The following is a 17,209-nucleotide window of genomic DNA, read 5'->3' on the forward strand; positions in this document are numbered from 1 at the left end:
AAGGGGCCTGTTACCCAATAAGACTCTTGTCTCACACTGGCCAGTTTCTGGCCGGGGACAAAAGGCCGCGCAGTCTATCAGGTTCCCCAGCCACTGACAGCCTATTTTTTCACCAACCCATGAACGGCCAGTCAGGTCAATGCGTAAGCGCAGACTGCCATTGCTCAAAGAGCATGCGCTTACTTTAGATGGAGCTGGAGGAGGCTCTCGGCAAGGGATTGATCCTCTGCGTACGCTGCACTTCATGCGCCACAGAGGAAATTCGCAACAAAAAAGGCCCCGTCAGGGGCCTTTTGTCGAACCTATCAGTATCTCCACCGAGGGAGACTGGCATCGCTTACGCGTCTTCCAGCACCGGCTGCTTGAAGGTTCCGAGGTAGTCGAGCAGTTGCTCACCGACTTCCTTGTGCTGAAGGCCGTAGACAATCTGCGCCTTCATATAACCGAGCTTGTTACCGCAATCGTGGCTGCGCCCCATAATCTGGTAGGCATCCACTGGCTGCTTCTCCAGCAACGTATCGATCGTGTCGGTCAACTGGATTTCCCCACCTGCACCCGGGCGTGTTTCGTCCAGCAGATCCCAGATTTCCGCCGGCAGCACGTAGCGACCGACGACGGCCATATTTGACGGGGCAGCGTCGACGCTGGGCTTCTCAACCATCCCGTCAATTTTGGCGACACCGCCCTCATGCAGTTCCGCGCCGAGGCAGTCAACAACACCGTATTTGTTCACTTCTTCCCAGGGCACAGGCTCTACCATAATCTGGCTGTGGCCGGTGGTCTCAAAGTTGTTCACCATGGCCGCCAGGTTGTGATAGCGCAGATCGGCGCGATACTCATCGACCAGCACGTCAGGCAGCAATACTGCAAACGGCTGATCCCCAACAACCGGGCGCGCGCAGGCAATCGCATGTCCGAGGCCCTTTGCCTGGGCCTGACGCACCGAGATCACGGTCACGTCTTCGGGAACAATCGAGCGCACATCATCCAGAATCTGGCGCTTCAATCGATTCTCAAGCTGAGCTTCGAGTTCGAATGAGGTATCGAAGTGGTTGGTAATGGCATTCTTACTGGCGTGCGTCACCAGCACGATTTCCTTGATGCCAGCCGCAACGGCCTCGTTTACCACATATTGAATCAGCGGTTTATCGACAATCGGCAACATTTCCTTGGGAATGGCTTTGGTCGCCGGCAGCATACGAGTCCCCAGACCCGCTACCGGAATCACCGCTTTTTTTACTGAACGCATTCTCAGCTCCTGTTATTACTTTTTGACTTCCGTTTCTAGATCGAATGTGCCTCGACACTGAGGCAATAGCCCGAAATCAGTCCGTTTCAGTACTAATGCAGAAATGATGCCAAATTTTTGTGACGCATTTAACAGTTTATTAAGACAAAACTGTAACAGTTGGCGCACAAATACAGCATCAACCTCAAATCAGGGCTGTGTTTCCCGGATATTGGTTGCGACAGACACCTTGGCAATATGACGGCGCGCTTCAACCACCGGCAACAATCGGAGGCAGCTCGCGCTGATCGCATACCCCATCAGCTTGAAAAAGCTCCCATCCAACTGGGTGGTTTCATACAGGTACTGACGAAATCGCTTAAACAGCGGCATATCGACGGTTTCCGGCGAACGCCAGAAATCGGACAACTCGCCCTGATGGGTAAGCCCCGGAATATCGTAAATGGCCCGCCCCATCAGCTTGGTTGGTGCCCGGTGCAGCAAAGCGGAAATCCCCACGGTACTGTTGATGGTCACCACACCCTTGGTGTGATCCAGCAAAGTCGGCAGGTGCTGGTCGTGGCAGTAGATCACCCGGCCAGCCACGCCTTTCTGGCGCGCCAGGACCTTGATCAATTCGCCGTAATGGCAAAAACCGCGATCCATCGGATGGTGCTTGATCACCAGGTAGTCGTCCAGATCGGCATTCCGCGCGAATGAGGAGACCACCTGATCAATGGAGTTTTCAATGGTCAGCAGATCAGAGTGGGTACGCAGCTGGAAATCATCGCGGGTCTGAAGCGGAAACAGGAAAAAGCGACCGGATAAATCGCCGGTCAACTGCTCTACGACCGCACGCTGGGTCAACTTGTACAGCCACTTTCGATAGAAACTCTTAATCCAGCAAACACCCTCGCCCAGCCAATCGCGATTACGATGATGCAGATAGTTGGGGAATTGGTCTCGCGCAAAGCGGGCTGCCAGATAATAGCGGCATGCATACTTGGTACGCTGCCAGAATGTCTGTCCCACCGTGACTGACGGAGCCCGTCCTTTCGGTTGATAAGACTCAATTGCGGATACGGACCAATCCGTGAGGGAGTTGCCGTTCACACCATGCCACTCGAAGGTGACAAAGTCAGGGCGGAGGTAGCCCTCTTCAAACACGCCAAATGCCACACCCAAAGCGTCGCACACTTTACGCGCTTCCCGGTGGTAATAGCGGCAGTCGCCGTACACCAGCACGACGTCTACGCCGTGCTCCTGCAGATAAGTGCGGAAAAAGACCGGCCAGTCCGCCGGCTTGCCTCTGAAGTCAACCTGATGGTCGGCCCAGCCAAAGTGGCGATCTCCGCCGTTAAAGGCAATTTTGTGGGTTTCCACGCCATGTCGCGATAAATTTCGCGCCAATTTGGCAAAAAAAGGCCCTAGCGGTCCCTGCAAAAAGACGACCGAAGACAAAGTCCCCCCAAACCGGCTAAAAAGCCGAAACATCTACCGCACTCTTCTGGACGCAGTATTACTCGTCCGGAAAAGCCCCTGAGTCCTGCCCCCGCAGAACCCCCCAATGCGCAACGATAAAGGCGTTACGCGAAAAGCCTTACAAATATCCTGCCAATAAACGGCAAGCAAAGACCTGCCTAGTAAAACGCGAACGGATCACCGTCGGTTTACACGACAAGACAAAAAAGGTGGCGCGCATTCTACCTATTTAGTCAGGAAATGTCCGCCCGCTGTAATCCGGCGTAATTCACCGACACAAGCGTACACTTTTTGATCAAAAAGCAACTTGCACCGCACCATGGGATCGATGCCTACTCTGGCACTTAAATATTGCAATAGATGTACCAGATGACAGCTCGAAGGAAGCACAAGATTAACCTTCGCGAGAAAAGCTCCCGGAATAGCTGCGCTGTTCGCCCGCCGCTTCGCGAGGGCCATCCATGCGCTCGAGCACTTTGCTCCACACGCGCTCGAACAGCTTGCCCGTTGATGCAGGCCAGAATGTGAACAACGGATTGAAGGGATTGTCACGGGCCTGCATCCAGATGGTCATCCGGTTTGAGGGCTGTCCCGCCTCACCTCGCCGATGGAAACCGTAAACGTTGCCAATCAGCAAAGTATTCGCCGGGACACAAAACTTACGCGGAGAGAAGCCCATTGCCTCGAGTTCCGCATCGGAAACCCGGAAAGAACCGTCCCAGTATCGGCCCGGAGCGCGCGCTTCACCGCGCTTGCAGGCTTCCAGGCTCTGCACATATTCCCACTTGAGCCGCCTCCAGGTCAGCCGGTGTGATCCGGGCACATTAATATGCGGGCCATTCCCCTCATCAACCGGATCAATAAATAACCAGCCTTTCACGCAAGGGTGAAACGTATCGGCATGCATATCGCGCTGGGGGTCGGGGCGCGGCGTTACATTGGCGTGGTTGCACAGATTTTCGATATAGAAAAGCGGGGGACGATTCTTTGAGGAGCAGTACCGCATCAGTCGGTTCAGCGTTTGGTTTTCCGCGAATGCACGCATTTCAGGCATCGATGCCCTGATATCGTGCGTCATGAAGGCGCGCTGCGTCAAAGTGGTGCCTTCAACCGTCTCACGAATCGGGCCCTGATATTGCTTGAGTTCAGATGCCAATCGGGTAAATTGCTCTGCCGGTAAGAAATTACGCTTGAGCACGAACCCATCCCGCAGGAAATCCCGACGGTCTTGCGCAGGCACCAGCGGAGACAATAACAGTAACCGCACGCGAAAAAGGAGCTGAGCCAGTACAACTCGCAGCACGTGCAAACCACACAGGTTTAACCAGTAATTACCGATAATTCGGTTATTTTTAAAGCTCTTGCCCCACGAGAACAACTCCAGCACCCACTTCAGCAGCCGAACTGGCCATTGCCACAACCGGTTGACCACACGCCTGACCATCTTCATCCAACATCTCTCTATACTGCGATTTGCCCCAGAACTTCCTTCAGGGCTGGAGCCTGCCGAGGCTCCGAACATTGCAAAACTTAACGGCGCAAGAACCTATTCCGCCATAGGCGATATACCAGCTGACCTACACTCGCTCGCGACCCAGACTGCCGCTGCTGTTCGAGGATATCGATCGCGGTCTCAACATTGATCAGATCCCCGGACTGAGGATCCCGATAGCGTGGATACAGAATCAGCACACCGGCAACCAGTTCATCCAGGGATAACGCTCTACCGCGCCGGGCGTTGACATCCCAAGCACTCGGAGTATCAATCGCATCACTGTCGAGTAAACAGTCCCGGGTCAGCCCCCAACCCGCATAAAACGGAATGCCATAGGTGACCACAGAAAGGCCACGCAACAACGCCTCAAAGCCGGTTAATGAACAGAGCGTATGCACCTCGTCCACCTGCGCGAGCAGCGCCGGCATTGAAACATCCGTAACCAGGTAATCGTAGGGCGCCTGACCACCGCTACCATCCGCGCTATCAAACCTGCTTTGCGATAGCTCCCCAAGCCTTGCCCCCGCGAGGACATCAGGATGAGGTTTGTAAACCACATAGGCATCCGGGTTTGCAGCGCGCACCGCCTCAAGCAGCTCCAGGTTTGATTGATACTTTGGCGAGCCGCACAGAATAGAGGCATCGGTCTCTACCTGTCCCGGCACCAGCAACACCCGCTGCCCTTCTGCCGGCGCAAGTGCCGCAGCACGATCGTGCCCGACGTTATATTTACTCATCCCGGCCGCGACCAGACGCAAACGCAACCGCCGCGCACGAGCCACCAAGGCCTGGCTAAATCTCTGCGATTTCAGCAGATACTCGAGATCACTGGGACCGCTTGCATCGTAGTAAATACCACGGCTATCCAGAACCAATGACAAGGGGGCGACGAGATCAGCACCCAGCCCCACAGAACGCAGGAAGCCATCTTCCAGCCGCGATACCGATAAATGGCGTGCACGGCACGCTTCGACGAACTCATGATGTGGTCCGCTTGCCCAGACAGCCACTCGAGCGCCGGACGCTACCCGATCCAATGCCGTAACGCGAGCGGGAATACAGTACACTTGTTCCGCGCGTCCGATGAATTGCGGTACGAACTGGCGTTTCCATGGTGAAAAGCCGGCAGCCACCCAGCGCTCCCCAACTTTGGGGCGCCGATCGCGTTGCTCCGCCAGCAGCATGATTGTGTCTTCCAGATCGCAGCGCTCACCGGTATACGGATTCACATATCGTGCATATCGCAAATACGCTGCGCAGAATACCTCCTCCAAAAGACGATTTCTTCCACGGCGCTCACAGAAAACCCGGTCTTCCGTTAGCCCCCACCCCGCATAAAAAGGCAAGCCAAAGCAATGGACGCGCTTGTTCGCGAGCAGCGCCTCAAACCCCAGCTGGCTGGTGACAACGTATACGTCTTCTACTGCATCCAACACCGCCCACGGAGAAATATCGTCCGACAGCACCCGACAGCCACGTGCGAGGGCATGATCGAGCAAATGACCTCGTTTCTTCCCCGCGATGACATCCGGATGAACTTTGACGCAGACCTCCGCCCCGGGGTTTTCGTCAATGGCCGCATCGAGCATACGCAGGAACGCGCCGGCGTCAGCGCCGCCAAAGGCTATGGAGGCATCACCCCACGTCTGGTCTACCACCAACACACGGCGATGCGGGGGCCACTCCAACGGATAATCCGGAGCGTGGTTGTATTTACTCAGCCGGTGGCCTACCAGTTGCGCCATGCAACTCCGAGCACGCTCGAGCTCAACTGCAGAAAACTCGGCCTCCGCTATCAGGGATTCCAAGTCGCTCGGCCTGGACGCGTCGTAGTAGATACCTGTGTAGTCCACCACCAGGCTGTGCAACTTCGCACCCTCAACGCCCAACCCGAGCGAGCGGAGAAATCCGTCCTCGATGCTGACAAACGGCAAGCCTCGTCGCTTCGCAATTCGACGTGGTCGCTCAGTAGTAGGCTTGCGTCCCCACCCCAATAGACTCGTCGACTCGGAGGGGGGCCGCCAATAAAAACGCTTTACCGGTGCTTCCAGCAATACCTGCAAGTGCGGGATACGCGCAATACCGGCCGCGCAGTAGGCCATTAACGACATGCGTCAACCGCCTCATGCAAAAGTCGCTGTCGCATTGCTGCGTTCTGCGCAAGATCGACGATCGTCTCGACCCAGGTGTTCTGGTCCATCGGCAGCAGCATGCCATTCTTCTCATGTTGCACGATGGAGCTGTATACGTCCCCCGTTGCGTAAATACCAACTGCACCAGCTCGGGTGATGTCCAGAAACTTGGTATGAGAACGGGCGGCATTGAATGCACAGGGCAACAGGGGGGCCAGGCCAATATGACGGTCACCACTCAAGACGAACTGTCGATAACTATCCCACGACATGGGATGCACGACTTGCGTTCGCGGCAATCGCTTGAACATTCGGTTAACTTTGTCGTCGCCAATAATTTCAAAGGCAAGATGACTCACACGCGCCAACGCATTTTCTACCACAGGGTACAACCAGCGGATGTCGTCCGAATGGGAGGCCGAGCCATGATAGAAGAGTTTTACCGTTGGCGTCGCAGGCTCGAGCTGCTGGGGAGCTAACAAGGTCGGAGACCACTGGTGATACTTGTGTTGCAGGTATGGAGTCGACACCAGCAATTGAGCCCCCATACGACGCAGCCACCCCTGATGACGAAAGGACAACTGCCACAGTTTATACTGATATTTCAGCGGTGTACTGGAATGCGCTGTGCGATCAAACAGGTCATCGTCCATAAAGAACTGGATGGAGCTCAAACGGGCCTTCTGGTTCGTTACCAGTGTGCGCCATCTTCGCGGGATATAGCGCACAAATATGACATGCGCCGACTCGAGCGATGAGGCCTCGGGCAGCTCATCAAATCCCACTTTGATCGGCTCAAGTCCTGACGTGCGCAAGTACGGCAGAACAAAATAATCTGTGGAAGGGTTCAAACGCTCTTCGACCACAAAACAACGCCCTGACGGGACGGGTCCTCCCCCGAATTTACTGCTTGTCATGACTAATTACCGACTCTGCATCGTGGTATCAGGAGAAAGGGAAGACCAACGGCAGCAACAACAAGACCGTTGCAGAGTAGGCGATCGTCAGCGGCAATCCAGCACGGAAGAAATCCCGTAGGTGGTACCCCCCAAGGTTCTGCACCATCAGGTTGGTCTGATAACCAAAGGGCGTCAGGAAGCTGGCACTCGCCCCATAAGCCACTGCCATCACAAATGGCTCCCAACGGACTCCGAAACTTTCAGAAAGGCTCCAGGCAAGAGGGAACACTAGGGCCGCAGCTGCGTTGTTAGTCATCAACTCTGTCAAAACCAGCGTCAATAGGAAGATGCCAATCATTGCGATATAAGGGCCGGAATCTTGCACGCTGCTTCTTAAGCCATAGGCTAACTGATCAGCCAATCCCGTTTGAGTAAATGCCTCCGCCAACACCAAGGCGCTGGCAATAATTAGCCAAATCTGAAAAGGAAAACGACGCTGGACCTCTGTTGTCGACAAAATATTGGTCAAAATCATACTGCCAAGTAATACGATTAGGCCCTTGAGAAGTGAAAAAAAACCAAGCGCAGCGCCAGTGATTACCACCGCAAAACCCAAGCCTACAAGCCAGCTATCTCTCTTCGATAATTGCCGGCGAACTTCACTTCCGCTAATGACATAGAAGTTTTTATCGATATTACGGTGGTGCCTAAAGTCTGGCCCAACGGCCAGTAATAAAGCATCACCAGCACGGAGTTCTATCTCACCGAGCTTTCCAGAAAGACGCTCACCTCCTCGGCGCATGGCAACAACTGCCGCATCAAAGCGAGTACGAAACTGAATGCTCTTTAGCGTCTCCCCGACAATACCAGAATTCGGGGTCACCACGACTTCTGTCAAATTCGCCGTTAATGTTGGATCCTCCTGCGCAAACTGCCGTAAACCGTCAATATCCTGAAGGCGCCCAACATCACTAACGTCACCACTGAAAATGAGCTTATCACCGGCCCGAACAATTTCAGTAGGAGACACAGGACTAATAACACTACCTTCACGAAAAATTTCGACCAAGTAGAGTGTTTCCAAGCGGCGTAGCTGATTCGCCTCCACTGAACGGCCATCAAGAGCCGATCCGTCTTCAACTTCAGCCTCAATTAAATATTCTGCTATAGCTGACTCTTCTTGTGTGCCATCAGGGAGATATTGACTTGTTAAGAAAATCACTATCAGTCCAACACATAGGGCCGCAATGCCCACAGGAAGGAATGCGAAGAAATCCAACCCCTCTAATCCCCTATCCAGTACGAAGCTATTCACAATAAGGTTAGTGGATGTGCCTATTAGTGTGAGAGTTCCACCCAATATTGCCGCGTAAGAAAGAGGTAACAGCAACTTTGCCGGAGCATGTCGCCGTTGAGACTTAATAGTCGATGCTAGAGCTGCAACAACAGCGGTATTGTTTAAGAAAGCGGAACTGACAGCTGTGGCTGCTGTAAGGCGGATTAGGCTCATTTTTAACGACCCTTGCAGAAGTCCCTCTGAAATGGCCTTCAACCAGCGCGCTTTCTCCAGCCCTACTGAGACCAGCATAAGAACAATAAGAGTAACCAGACCAGGGTTGACCGCTTTATGCAATACATCTGATTCCGAAACGACCCCCATCAAAAAGCACGCAGTGGCAGCGCCAGCAAATACCAACGAAGGTCTCAGACGAGTGAATATAAGTGTCAGTACAACACCTATAAACAGTAGCGCCACCAGCAATTGAACAAAATTCATACAATACGCTATCGAAGAAGTCGATCTCTACACAGAAAACAGGAAATCTTCCCAGCATGCCAAAGATTACAGCGCTCTTGGAGCATTGAAATGCAAGAAGAGAAGGATATATGCGTGTACCCGGGGACATCTAAGATACCAAGAATACAGAGCTTTCCAAATTCTCACCAGACTGAATATCCCAGACATGAAGAAATGAAGATCCGAAAGAGGGGCTACAAGTGCAACCAAGCGCTTCCGTTGAAGATCATGCATGCACCCTCAAATCCCCACATCAGACTATGAGTCTAGGGACTTGAAACCACTAAAGCGACCTGTTGCATACCTCTACGACTAGACAACCAATGCGAAGCGCATAGAAAACTGCCACTGCATTGCCACCTCAGCCGAGGTGATCATCAACAGCTGGGCTCAGACATGAACAAAGCACAACAAACCCATAATCTGTTCAATTCCCTTCCGAGAAAGGCCTTCGATTATATTCTTCAGGATCTACCCAGATGGAGTCACAACACGAGAAAACAGGAATCTGAAGCATTTCAAAAACTATGGGATAGCAGGCAGGAATTCAGGAGCCTCATCCGATACCGCATCGGCATTTGCCAGCAAAAATTTGACTGCCCGCTGAACGTCATAGCCGAAGTCGAAAAAATTGCAGGGAATGCAAGTTGGCTGTACGTAACGAATATGTTCATTTCATGTTCCGATATTGGGCCAGGTTTATATATAGAACACGGCTTTTCCAGTATTATTTACGCAATAAAAATTGGTAAAAACTTCTGGTTTAATCAAAATGTTACGGTTGGTAGTGGCAAGCATGGGAATCCCACTATCGGAGATGACGTTCGCCTTGGAGCAAACAGTGTCGTAATCGGTGGTTTCCATGTCACAAATAACGTTCAGGTTGGTGCAGGTGCGGTACTAAACTTTGAAGTGCCAGAGGGAAGCACAGTGGTTGCACAAAAGCCTCGAGTTTTACCACCCAAAAAATAGGCAAAAATAGCAATACCAATCACCTGGCGATGGTTAGTATTGCTATTCACCCCGTACTTATCATGCACTTTAATTGCGAAGCACTTATCGTTAACACTATCAAGCTAACGAGAAATCCTCATGAATAAGCGTCAAGTTAGGATTATAGGCCGGGTCTGAATTTAAAGCCGCCCCCCACTTGCGTTTCATATAGGTCGCTTCGGCATCTGCTCTACGACGCTTCGCCGTCGTATCGTCAGCACCCCTGGAAACTGACTCGTGGTGGTAGAGCTCTGCGTAAGGCGTCCAAAGGTTCCTATAGCCTGCTGCACGAACTTTTAGACAAAAATCTACATCGTTAAACGAAACCGAAAGGTTATCTTCGTCTAAACCACCAACCTCAGAGAATACATCCCGACGTACGAGCAAGCAGGCAGCGGTTACCGCAGAAAGGTTTTGCACAAGGTGCAAGCGCGAAAAGTATCCATAATCGTGACGACTGAAATACTTGTGTGCATGACCCGCTACGCCACCAATTCCAAGTATTACCCCGGCGTGCTGAATTGAGTCATCAGGGTAGTACAGTTTTGCACCGACACAACCGATTTCTTCCCTCAGGACATGCGTGACCATCTCGGACAACCACTCGCCATTAATTGGTTCGATATCATTATTGATTAGGGCGATAATATCTCCCCTGGCTTTTGACGCCCCAAAGTTGTTAATTGCCGAGTAATTGAATGGGTGATCCCAGCGAAATACCTCAACACGAGAATCCGCCGTTACGGAACGCAAGTACTCTAACGTCTTGGGGCAAGAACTCTGGTTGTCGAGAATCAAGACCTCGAAATTGGTATATTCCGTTCTTTGCAGAATCGCATCAACACACGGCTGAAGAATGTCAACTCCATCTCGAGTCGGGATTAACAAACTAACCAACGGGGGAGTATCTGGCAAATGGCGCTTCACACGATACGTATTTGGGAGGCTTCCTAACTCGACCGTAGCGCTGACACCGATACTATCAACGCATTCCTGCACGGCACGCAAGCCAGCATCCGACGTATAGGTTTTCCCGCTGGCTTCAAGCGCTGTCGAGCCCTCCATAGCGCGCCAATGATACAAAATCAATGGCACTCTAGCGACAGCCTCAGCTGTCAAATAAGGCAAACAACGAAGGAGCAAATCATGATCTTGACTCCCTTCGAACCCTACTCGAAATCCTCCAACCTTCCGGACAAGCTCTGCAGAAAAAACCGAAAAATGACAAATATAATTCTGAGACAGTAAAAGGTCTGGATTCCAGCCTGGTTTGAAATGCGGGTCAAACCTCACACCGAGTTCATCTACTTTATCTTCATCAGTATAAACAAACTGCAACGCAGAATTATTCGTAAAACGTGCCATAACGCGCTCAAGAGCGTACGGAGAAAGCACGTCGTCATGATCCAAAAGAGCAATATAATCACCAGCTGCTACGGATAAAGCAGTATTACTGGCAGCCGAAATATGGCCATTTTTCTCTCGGAAGACCACTTTAATCCTGGCGTCAGAAGCGGCGCTTTCTTGTAGAAATTCACTCAACCCCGGTACGGTAGAACTATCATCCGCTATACAGAGCTCCCAATTCTCGTAAGTTTGATTTCGAACGGAGTCTATACACTCCTGAAGAAAGCGAATATTTGAGTTATAGGTCGGCACTATAATCGAGACTAGAGGGCGAATAGCATCGCCAACAGGATACGCCACACCATCAGAACCGAATTGAGATTGCTCTTCATGATCAATCCAGTGCTGATAATCCCTGCTCTGTCGGCGCCGAACAAAAGTTTCATTATAGTAAACCAGAGAAATATCTCTCAAATCCTCTCCAGATTTTCGAGCCTCCTCTACCAACCGCTTCTTAACTACAGCTTTGGAGCATCCCCGCAAACTGTCATGCATACTTGCCAAACGTTGATACAAACGATCCATAGCAAATGGCTGGGCCAGACCAACAAAGCGAAAGTGCTCAACAGAGAAAAAGCCTTTAGATTCGATAGGGTCAAATCTCAAAGAGCAGATCTTCTTAGGCAAGTAAACGAGCCTTTTAGTAACCCTGTTACACTTTACCGGCAAGTAGGCAGACTCGGCTTCGTTAAAACCATTACCGGAATCAAAATAAATTCGTGCGTCCGCAGAGGGACAACTGTGCCTGATGAGCAGCTCAAGCATATACCAACCAGATTTTAAGGTAACACCATCCAACCCAAACTGTGGATCGTCTGATGTTGACTCCCACAAATACTCAGACCCCGGAGCCGTACCAACCACATTACTACCAGGAATCAATCTACTGGTGAGATCGGGATAAAAATAATTGCCTAATGCTTTAATCATCTACTTCACATACTAGAAAGTTAACTGAGTTGGACGCGCTAAATTTTTCTCGCAAGTAACTGCCCCGTGCCAGGAACGGCAACGCACACTGACTGGCCTTTTGTATAAGAGTCTACTTTCGTTGAAAACCCTACGTACCCTCCACGAGGAGCATTGACTTGCCGTAGATCAGTGGAGAACTCTGTAGCAGTTAAAATACCGGCCTGTTGACCATCAACCAAAATCTCAACGGTAACAGCCTCCAATGAATTTCGACTAAATGCCCATCCCAGTACCGTGCCGTCGCCCTTAACTTCGAACTCGCCATGCACATAAGACTGCCCACACGAATTTAACCGGAGCCGCCACTTCAGCTGTTCCACAGCCTCAAGATACAACTTTTCATCACGCCAGTTTAGTTCAAGCAGCTCTTTGGCGGTACTAGAGTCCCAGGATACGGAGGATGTAGACTGGTTTTTCTTAAGATATGGAATTCGTGCGGAGTACTCAGAGTTAAACAACATCACCGATTCTTTATACATTTCGGTAATACCAACGAACCCCATCGCAGCCCAAGGCACACCGCTGAGAATTCTGGTTTGTCTGTTTACATTCTCGGGTTTTCGAAAAAAATCAGCAAATGTGCCCTGAAAGCTATGAAGCTCACAAGCGTGTCGATACTCAGAGAATACCCTAGCGGTGGGTTCACGTAAGAAAGTAATCGCTGAATCTACGCCAAATAGAGGGACATATCTGGCTGCCTGAAAATGGCCAGTCAAAAATCTACACCCTCGAGACTGCAGAGCTTCTCGAAAAGCCCAAAAATCTGGTTTTGCATAGACCAACGAACGAACCACCTCGGCAGTCGCCCGCGCGTCTGAGCCGTAGTCACGGCATACTCGAGAGGCACCAAACTGCTTCTCAGCCCCGACTCTGAAGCTAGTTCCTGCTGTTTTTGGAATATGTACAAATAGCAGTGGACGCGTCTTCTTAGACCTAAAAAACATCTAAAGCTCTAGTTACCACTTTGCACAGAAAAATTTACCTTACATTCGGTCAACGACCCGTAGATAAACACTTCAACCTGATCGTCTTCTGTCAGCTCACGCTCATACTTAAACCAGAAGCCACAGCGAAGGCTCTTCGAAAGGCCTTTGCGAAGAACATCGGGACGCTCCCTATTCGCAGCAACTACAAACTCATTTCCATTGACCATAATTTTCGCGTGCAAAACTTCAGTACATTCAGAGGTAAGCCAACCGGAGACAATATTGCCGGCCACATCAGCATATCCGGTGCCAAATGACATAAACGGAGTTTCTGACACAAGACGATGCTTCAACTCTGAAATCCGAGCCTGTACATCGGGGACAAAATTAGCGAGACTAACGTCTTTCACACTGTTTAAATCATGACCGCGGAAGTAGCCTTCCCCTTTTCTTCTCTTCGCACTTCCCGCTCCAGAACCTTTACGATCTTTCTTGACAATATGTTCTTGCTTGGACTTGACCACGTAGTGATTAATCCGCAGCCCAGGATAAGACACCGATGTCGTCTTTGGCCCAAAAGCCGCACCACCTTCAAACGATGCAGCTGTCATATCCGGCATCACATACTGGCCGGATTCCAGTTCGCACTCATGAATATTCATACGGGCTACAAACGATGGTTTCAAGATCGTCTTGATGTGCCGATTAAAGTCGTGATGCTGCTCCGAACATTGTGTAAACCGCTCGATTACCAGACGTGCATCCTGCAAGACCAATCCTGAGGACCCGAAATTCCTCCAGTTTAGCGCCATTGCTGCTGCTTCAGGCGAGCAAAAAAAGTCGGACAAGTTGTCCTTGAATGAGTGCTCGTTAGTGGTAACGATAAACTCATCAGCATCGATAAAGGCCAACAAGTCTACCTCTTGACCATAGCGTTGCAGAATTCGGTTATAAGCGCCGGCCTGGGGCCCCTGATCTCCAACCCGCGGATGATGTACGCGAGTAATAACGCCAAGAGAGTCAAGTGCCTCAAGTAGCTCGGAAGAATTATCATCGCTAACATTATCCGCTATGAAGAAGCGGTCAACACCCAGCAGTTGATGGTACGCTATCCACTCGAGAATATACTCAAACTCATTTTTGAAAATCGCCGCTATACCAACACAAGGAGACGACATACTACTTTCCCAACCTACATTACTTAGCGACATTTAGACAAATACTTAACGGATGACTTAGTCAGACCCGAACAGATCTCTTGTATAGACCTTATCCGCCACATCACGAATTTCATCGACCATTCTATTTGCAACTACGACATCGGAAATCCGCTTAAACTCTTCGAGATCACTAATTACCCGAGAATGAAAGAACTCGCTCTCCTGGAGCACAGGCTCGTAAACAACAACTTCAACACCCTTAGCCTTGATACGCTTCATCACTCCCTGAATAGATGATGCCCTAAAGTTGTCGGAACCAGACTTCATGATTAGTCGATAAATTCCGACGACTCGAGGCTTCTTTGCAAGGATTGAGTTTGCGACAAAGTCCTTCCTAGTTGTGTTGGCTGCGACAATAGCACCAATCAGGTTGTTTGGAACATCGGCATAGTTGGCCAACAATTGCTTTGTATCCTTCGGGAGGCAGTATCCTCCGTACCCAAAAGATGGATTGTTGTAGTGCGCCCCTATTCGTGCGTCTAAGCCAACACCATCAATAATGTGACGACTATTTAATCCGTGCGACTCGGCGTATGTATCCAACTCATTAAAATACGCAACGCGCATAGCCAGATAAGTATTCGCAAACAACTTAATAGCTTCGGCCTCAGATGAGCCAACAAACAATACCGGAACATCTGAGTCGACAGCGCCTTCCACCAACAGGTCTGCAAATTGCTTCGCCCGATCAGAATCATCGCCTACAACAATTCTCGAAGGATACAGATTGTCGTATAACGCCCTGCCTTCCCGAAGAAACTCAGGAGAGAAAATAATGTCACGACCGTAATCAGCTCTAACTTTCTCAGTAAAACCAACAGGAATAGTTGATTTGATCACAATGAGTGCATCGGGATTCACTGAACGCACATCCCGAATAACCGACTCAACTGAGCGAGTATTAAAGAAATTAGTATCAGGATCATAATCAGTCGGAGTGGCCACAACGACAAAATCAGCATCCACGTACGCATCCTTCCAGGAAGTCGTAGCAGTCAGATTCAACTGCTTCTCGCGCAGGAAACACTCAACCTCAGCATCTTCAATAGGAGAAACGCGATCATTGATAAGACGCACCTTCTCCTTATCGATGTCTACAGCAACCACTTCGCTTTTCTGGGATAGCAGTACCGCCATTGACATGCCGACGTACCCAGTTCCCGCAACTACAATTTTCATAAACAAACTCGGACCTAGCTAACCCTCTATTCGCAAGAGAATTATTCGTTCAATAAGTAAACACCTATGGTGCGTGCAGGCTTCAACAATCCACTCAAGAGCCAAGCAAAGCCAATCTCCTCGAGAGCTAACAAACACCCTCTTCAGTTCACAGCTTTTCGAAGCACTCTTCATCTAAATTAACAGTCGCTGCATATACAGCATCTTTATCACCGGCAAAACGAAGGACCTTACTTTCATTAAGAGGCCCCTCAGAAGTGAGATATACACTTTTGAGCTCTTTGACATTCTCTTTCCCGAGCATTGCGACACTATAACCAGATTCATGAAGCATGCCGATATCATATGCGCGGGGCACAACAGGCGCTAATGTTTTGACATTCATTTCACCAAGATACTGCGATAAACTTTCCGGGCCTCGCGAAAAGCTTCTGACACCCGACACGTGAGTCCAAATTTCTTTCGTCGTTATAAAACAGGTAGAAGGGACAAAATCAAGATCAATATACGAGGCACTAACATCCTGTCGTGCAGCGAACCTCACCGCTTTCTCTCGTACGCTACTGGTAAGCTCCGAGTTTCTGCTATTGAAGAAAACGGATTCACAGGTAGCAAACCAGTATCCGTAACGTGAAACGTTATGCTCCAAGTGGTAGTTTGCCCAGGATAGAGCGTCTTGCGACACTAGGCAGTCGTCCTCTAGAAATAGAAAGCCTTCATAATTTTGACAGACAAAATCGAGCAGTCTTCTACAGCTAGGGGCCGTTCCCTTATTCGCTGGGTTTGTAATTAGCTCCACGAATCCAAAACATGCAGACAACCTTGGCAACCATTCAGCAATAACCCGCCGCACCTGATCCACTTCAACTGCATACTGCTCTGGCTTCTTAGACTGTTCTGCACTATCTTGCAAAATAACAAGCCCATATAATGCGGTATCGTCACATTTAACAAGTGTTTCAAACAAACCTGCAAGCGTATCGCTCTTATTGAAGCATTGAATTGCTACTGCGTATTTCGGCCGTAACTTGTCTTCTTTTATTACCTTTCTGGTGTCGTTGACAGCTTCAGCCAACGCATATTTACGCAACTTAACCGCTTCATCAACGAATATAGTTTTCGCAACCTCTTTGTTCTCTCCGCTTTCGTTCTCTACGTATTCCTGCAGCCCCAAAAACGCTTCTTCTATCTGCCCTAGGGAAAGCATCGCTTTAAACTCCAAGACTTTCCCCCAGCTATTCGAGGGCGCCAGGGCAAGCCCCAACTGAACAACTTCAAGCGCATCTCCATCACGACTCAAATTGAGCAACGCATTCCCACGGAAAAATAGAACAGATGGACGTACGTCGTTTCGCCCCACAAAGTCATTAGTCTTTGCTACCAATTCATCCCATGAAGAACTCTGTGTCATTTGATTCAATTCAGAATCAGATATCTCGAGACTTACTTGATTGTCAGCCATTCGACTCACCATTTAG

The 17,209-nt window shown here is 50.2% G+C and carries 12 protein-coding genes; 1 reads left to right on the forward strand and 11 read right to left on the reverse strand.

From position 1 onward, the window contains the following. Positions 1 to 337: 337 nt before the first annotated feature. From galU to ACXAD0_RS16580, 6 genes are all read right to left on the reverse strand, one after another. Complete coding sequence (galU, locus tag ACXAD0_RS16555) at positions 338 to 1,249, reverse strand: UTP--glucose-1-phosphate uridylyltransferase GalU (protein WP_475089751.1); 912 nt, start codon at positions 1,247 to 1,249, stop codon at positions 338 to 340. A gap of 189 nt (positions 1,250 to 1,438) precedes the next feature. Further along, positions 1,439 to 2,611: a capsule biosynthesis protein gene (locus ACXAD0_RS16560; RefSeq protein ID WP_475089752.1), complete on the reverse strand. Its 1,173-nt coding sequence runs from the start codon at positions 2,609 to 2,611 to the stop codon at positions 1,439 to 1,441. A gap of 493 nt (positions 2,612 to 3,104) precedes the next feature. Next, positions 3,105 to 4,160, reverse strand: a complete 1,056-nt coding sequence (locus tag ACXAD0_RS16565) for a phytanoyl-CoA dioxygenase family protein (protein WP_475089754.1) — start codon at positions 4,158 to 4,160, stop codon at positions 3,105 to 3,107. 80 nt (positions 4,161 to 4,240) lie between these two features. After that, entirely contained in the window at positions 4,241 to 6,316 is a 2,076-nt protein-coding gene (locus tag ACXAD0_RS16570; protein WP_475089755.1) for a capsular polysaccharide biosynthesis protein, read from the reverse strand. After that, a complete protein-coding gene (locus ACXAD0_RS16575) occupies positions 6,307 to 7,254 on the reverse strand; it encodes a glycosyltransferase family protein (RefSeq protein ID WP_475089757.1) in 948 nt (315 codons plus the stop codon). Before ACXAD0_RS16575 ends, ACXAD0_RS16570 begins: the two co-directional genes overlap by 10 nt. Before the next feature lie 28 nt (positions 7,255 to 7,282). After that, positions 7,283 to 9,013: an SLC13 family permease gene (locus tag ACXAD0_RS16580; RefSeq protein WP_475089759.1), complete on the reverse strand. Its 1,731-nt coding sequence runs from the start codon at positions 9,011 to 9,013 to the stop codon at positions 7,283 to 7,285. A 417-nt stretch (positions 9,014 to 9,430) separates the two neighbouring features. Between ACXAD0_RS16580 and ACXAD0_RS16585 the strand changes: the two genes are divergently transcribed. Then, complete coding sequence (locus ACXAD0_RS16585) at positions 9,431 to 10,006, forward strand: DapH/DapD/GlmU-related protein (protein WP_475089760.1); 576 nt, start codon at positions 9,431 to 9,433, stop codon at positions 10,004 to 10,006. 99 nt (positions 10,007 to 10,105) lie between these two features. Here the strand turns inward: ACXAD0_RS16585 and ACXAD0_RS16590 are convergent, their stop codons facing one another. The 5 genes from ACXAD0_RS16590 to ACXAD0_RS16610 all read right to left on the reverse strand — a co-directional run bounded on the left by ACXAD0_RS16590 (position 10,106) and on the right by ACXAD0_RS16610 (position 17,193). Further along, positions 10,106 to 12,364 (reverse strand): glycosyltransferase family 2 protein, encoded by a 2,259-nt coding sequence (locus ACXAD0_RS16590; RefSeq protein WP_475089762.1) that lies wholly within the window; start codon positions 12,362 to 12,364, stop codon positions 10,106 to 10,108. 38 nt (positions 12,365 to 12,402) lie between these two features. Continuing rightward, positions 12,403 to 13,350, reverse strand: coding sequence for a hypothetical protein (locus ACXAD0_RS16595; RefSeq protein WP_475089763.1), 948 nt, complete (start codon positions 13,348 to 13,350; stop codon positions 12,403 to 12,405). Between the two features lie 8 nt (positions 13,351 to 13,358). Further along, positions 13,359 to 14,510 carry a glycosyltransferase family 2 protein gene (locus ACXAD0_RS16600; protein ID WP_475089765.1) on the reverse strand — a complete coding sequence of 384 codons (1,152 nt, stop codon included), beginning with the start codon at positions 14,508 to 14,510 and terminating at the stop codon, positions 13,359 to 13,361. A 57-nt stretch (positions 14,511 to 14,567) separates the two neighbouring features. Further along, entirely contained in the window at positions 14,568 to 15,731 is a 1,164-nt protein-coding gene (locus tag ACXAD0_RS16605; RefSeq protein ID WP_475089767.1) for a nucleotide sugar dehydrogenase, read from the reverse strand. Positions 15,732 to 15,879: 148 nt separating this feature from the next. Continuing rightward, entirely contained in the window at positions 15,880 to 17,193 is a 1,314-nt protein-coding gene (locus tag ACXAD0_RS16610; protein ID WP_475089769.1) for a glycosyltransferase family 2 protein, read from the reverse strand. Between the last annotated feature and the right edge of the window lie 16 nt (positions 17,194 to 17,209).

The sequence above is a fragment of the Microbulbifer sp. ABF4_148 genome (genome assembly GCF_056158985.1).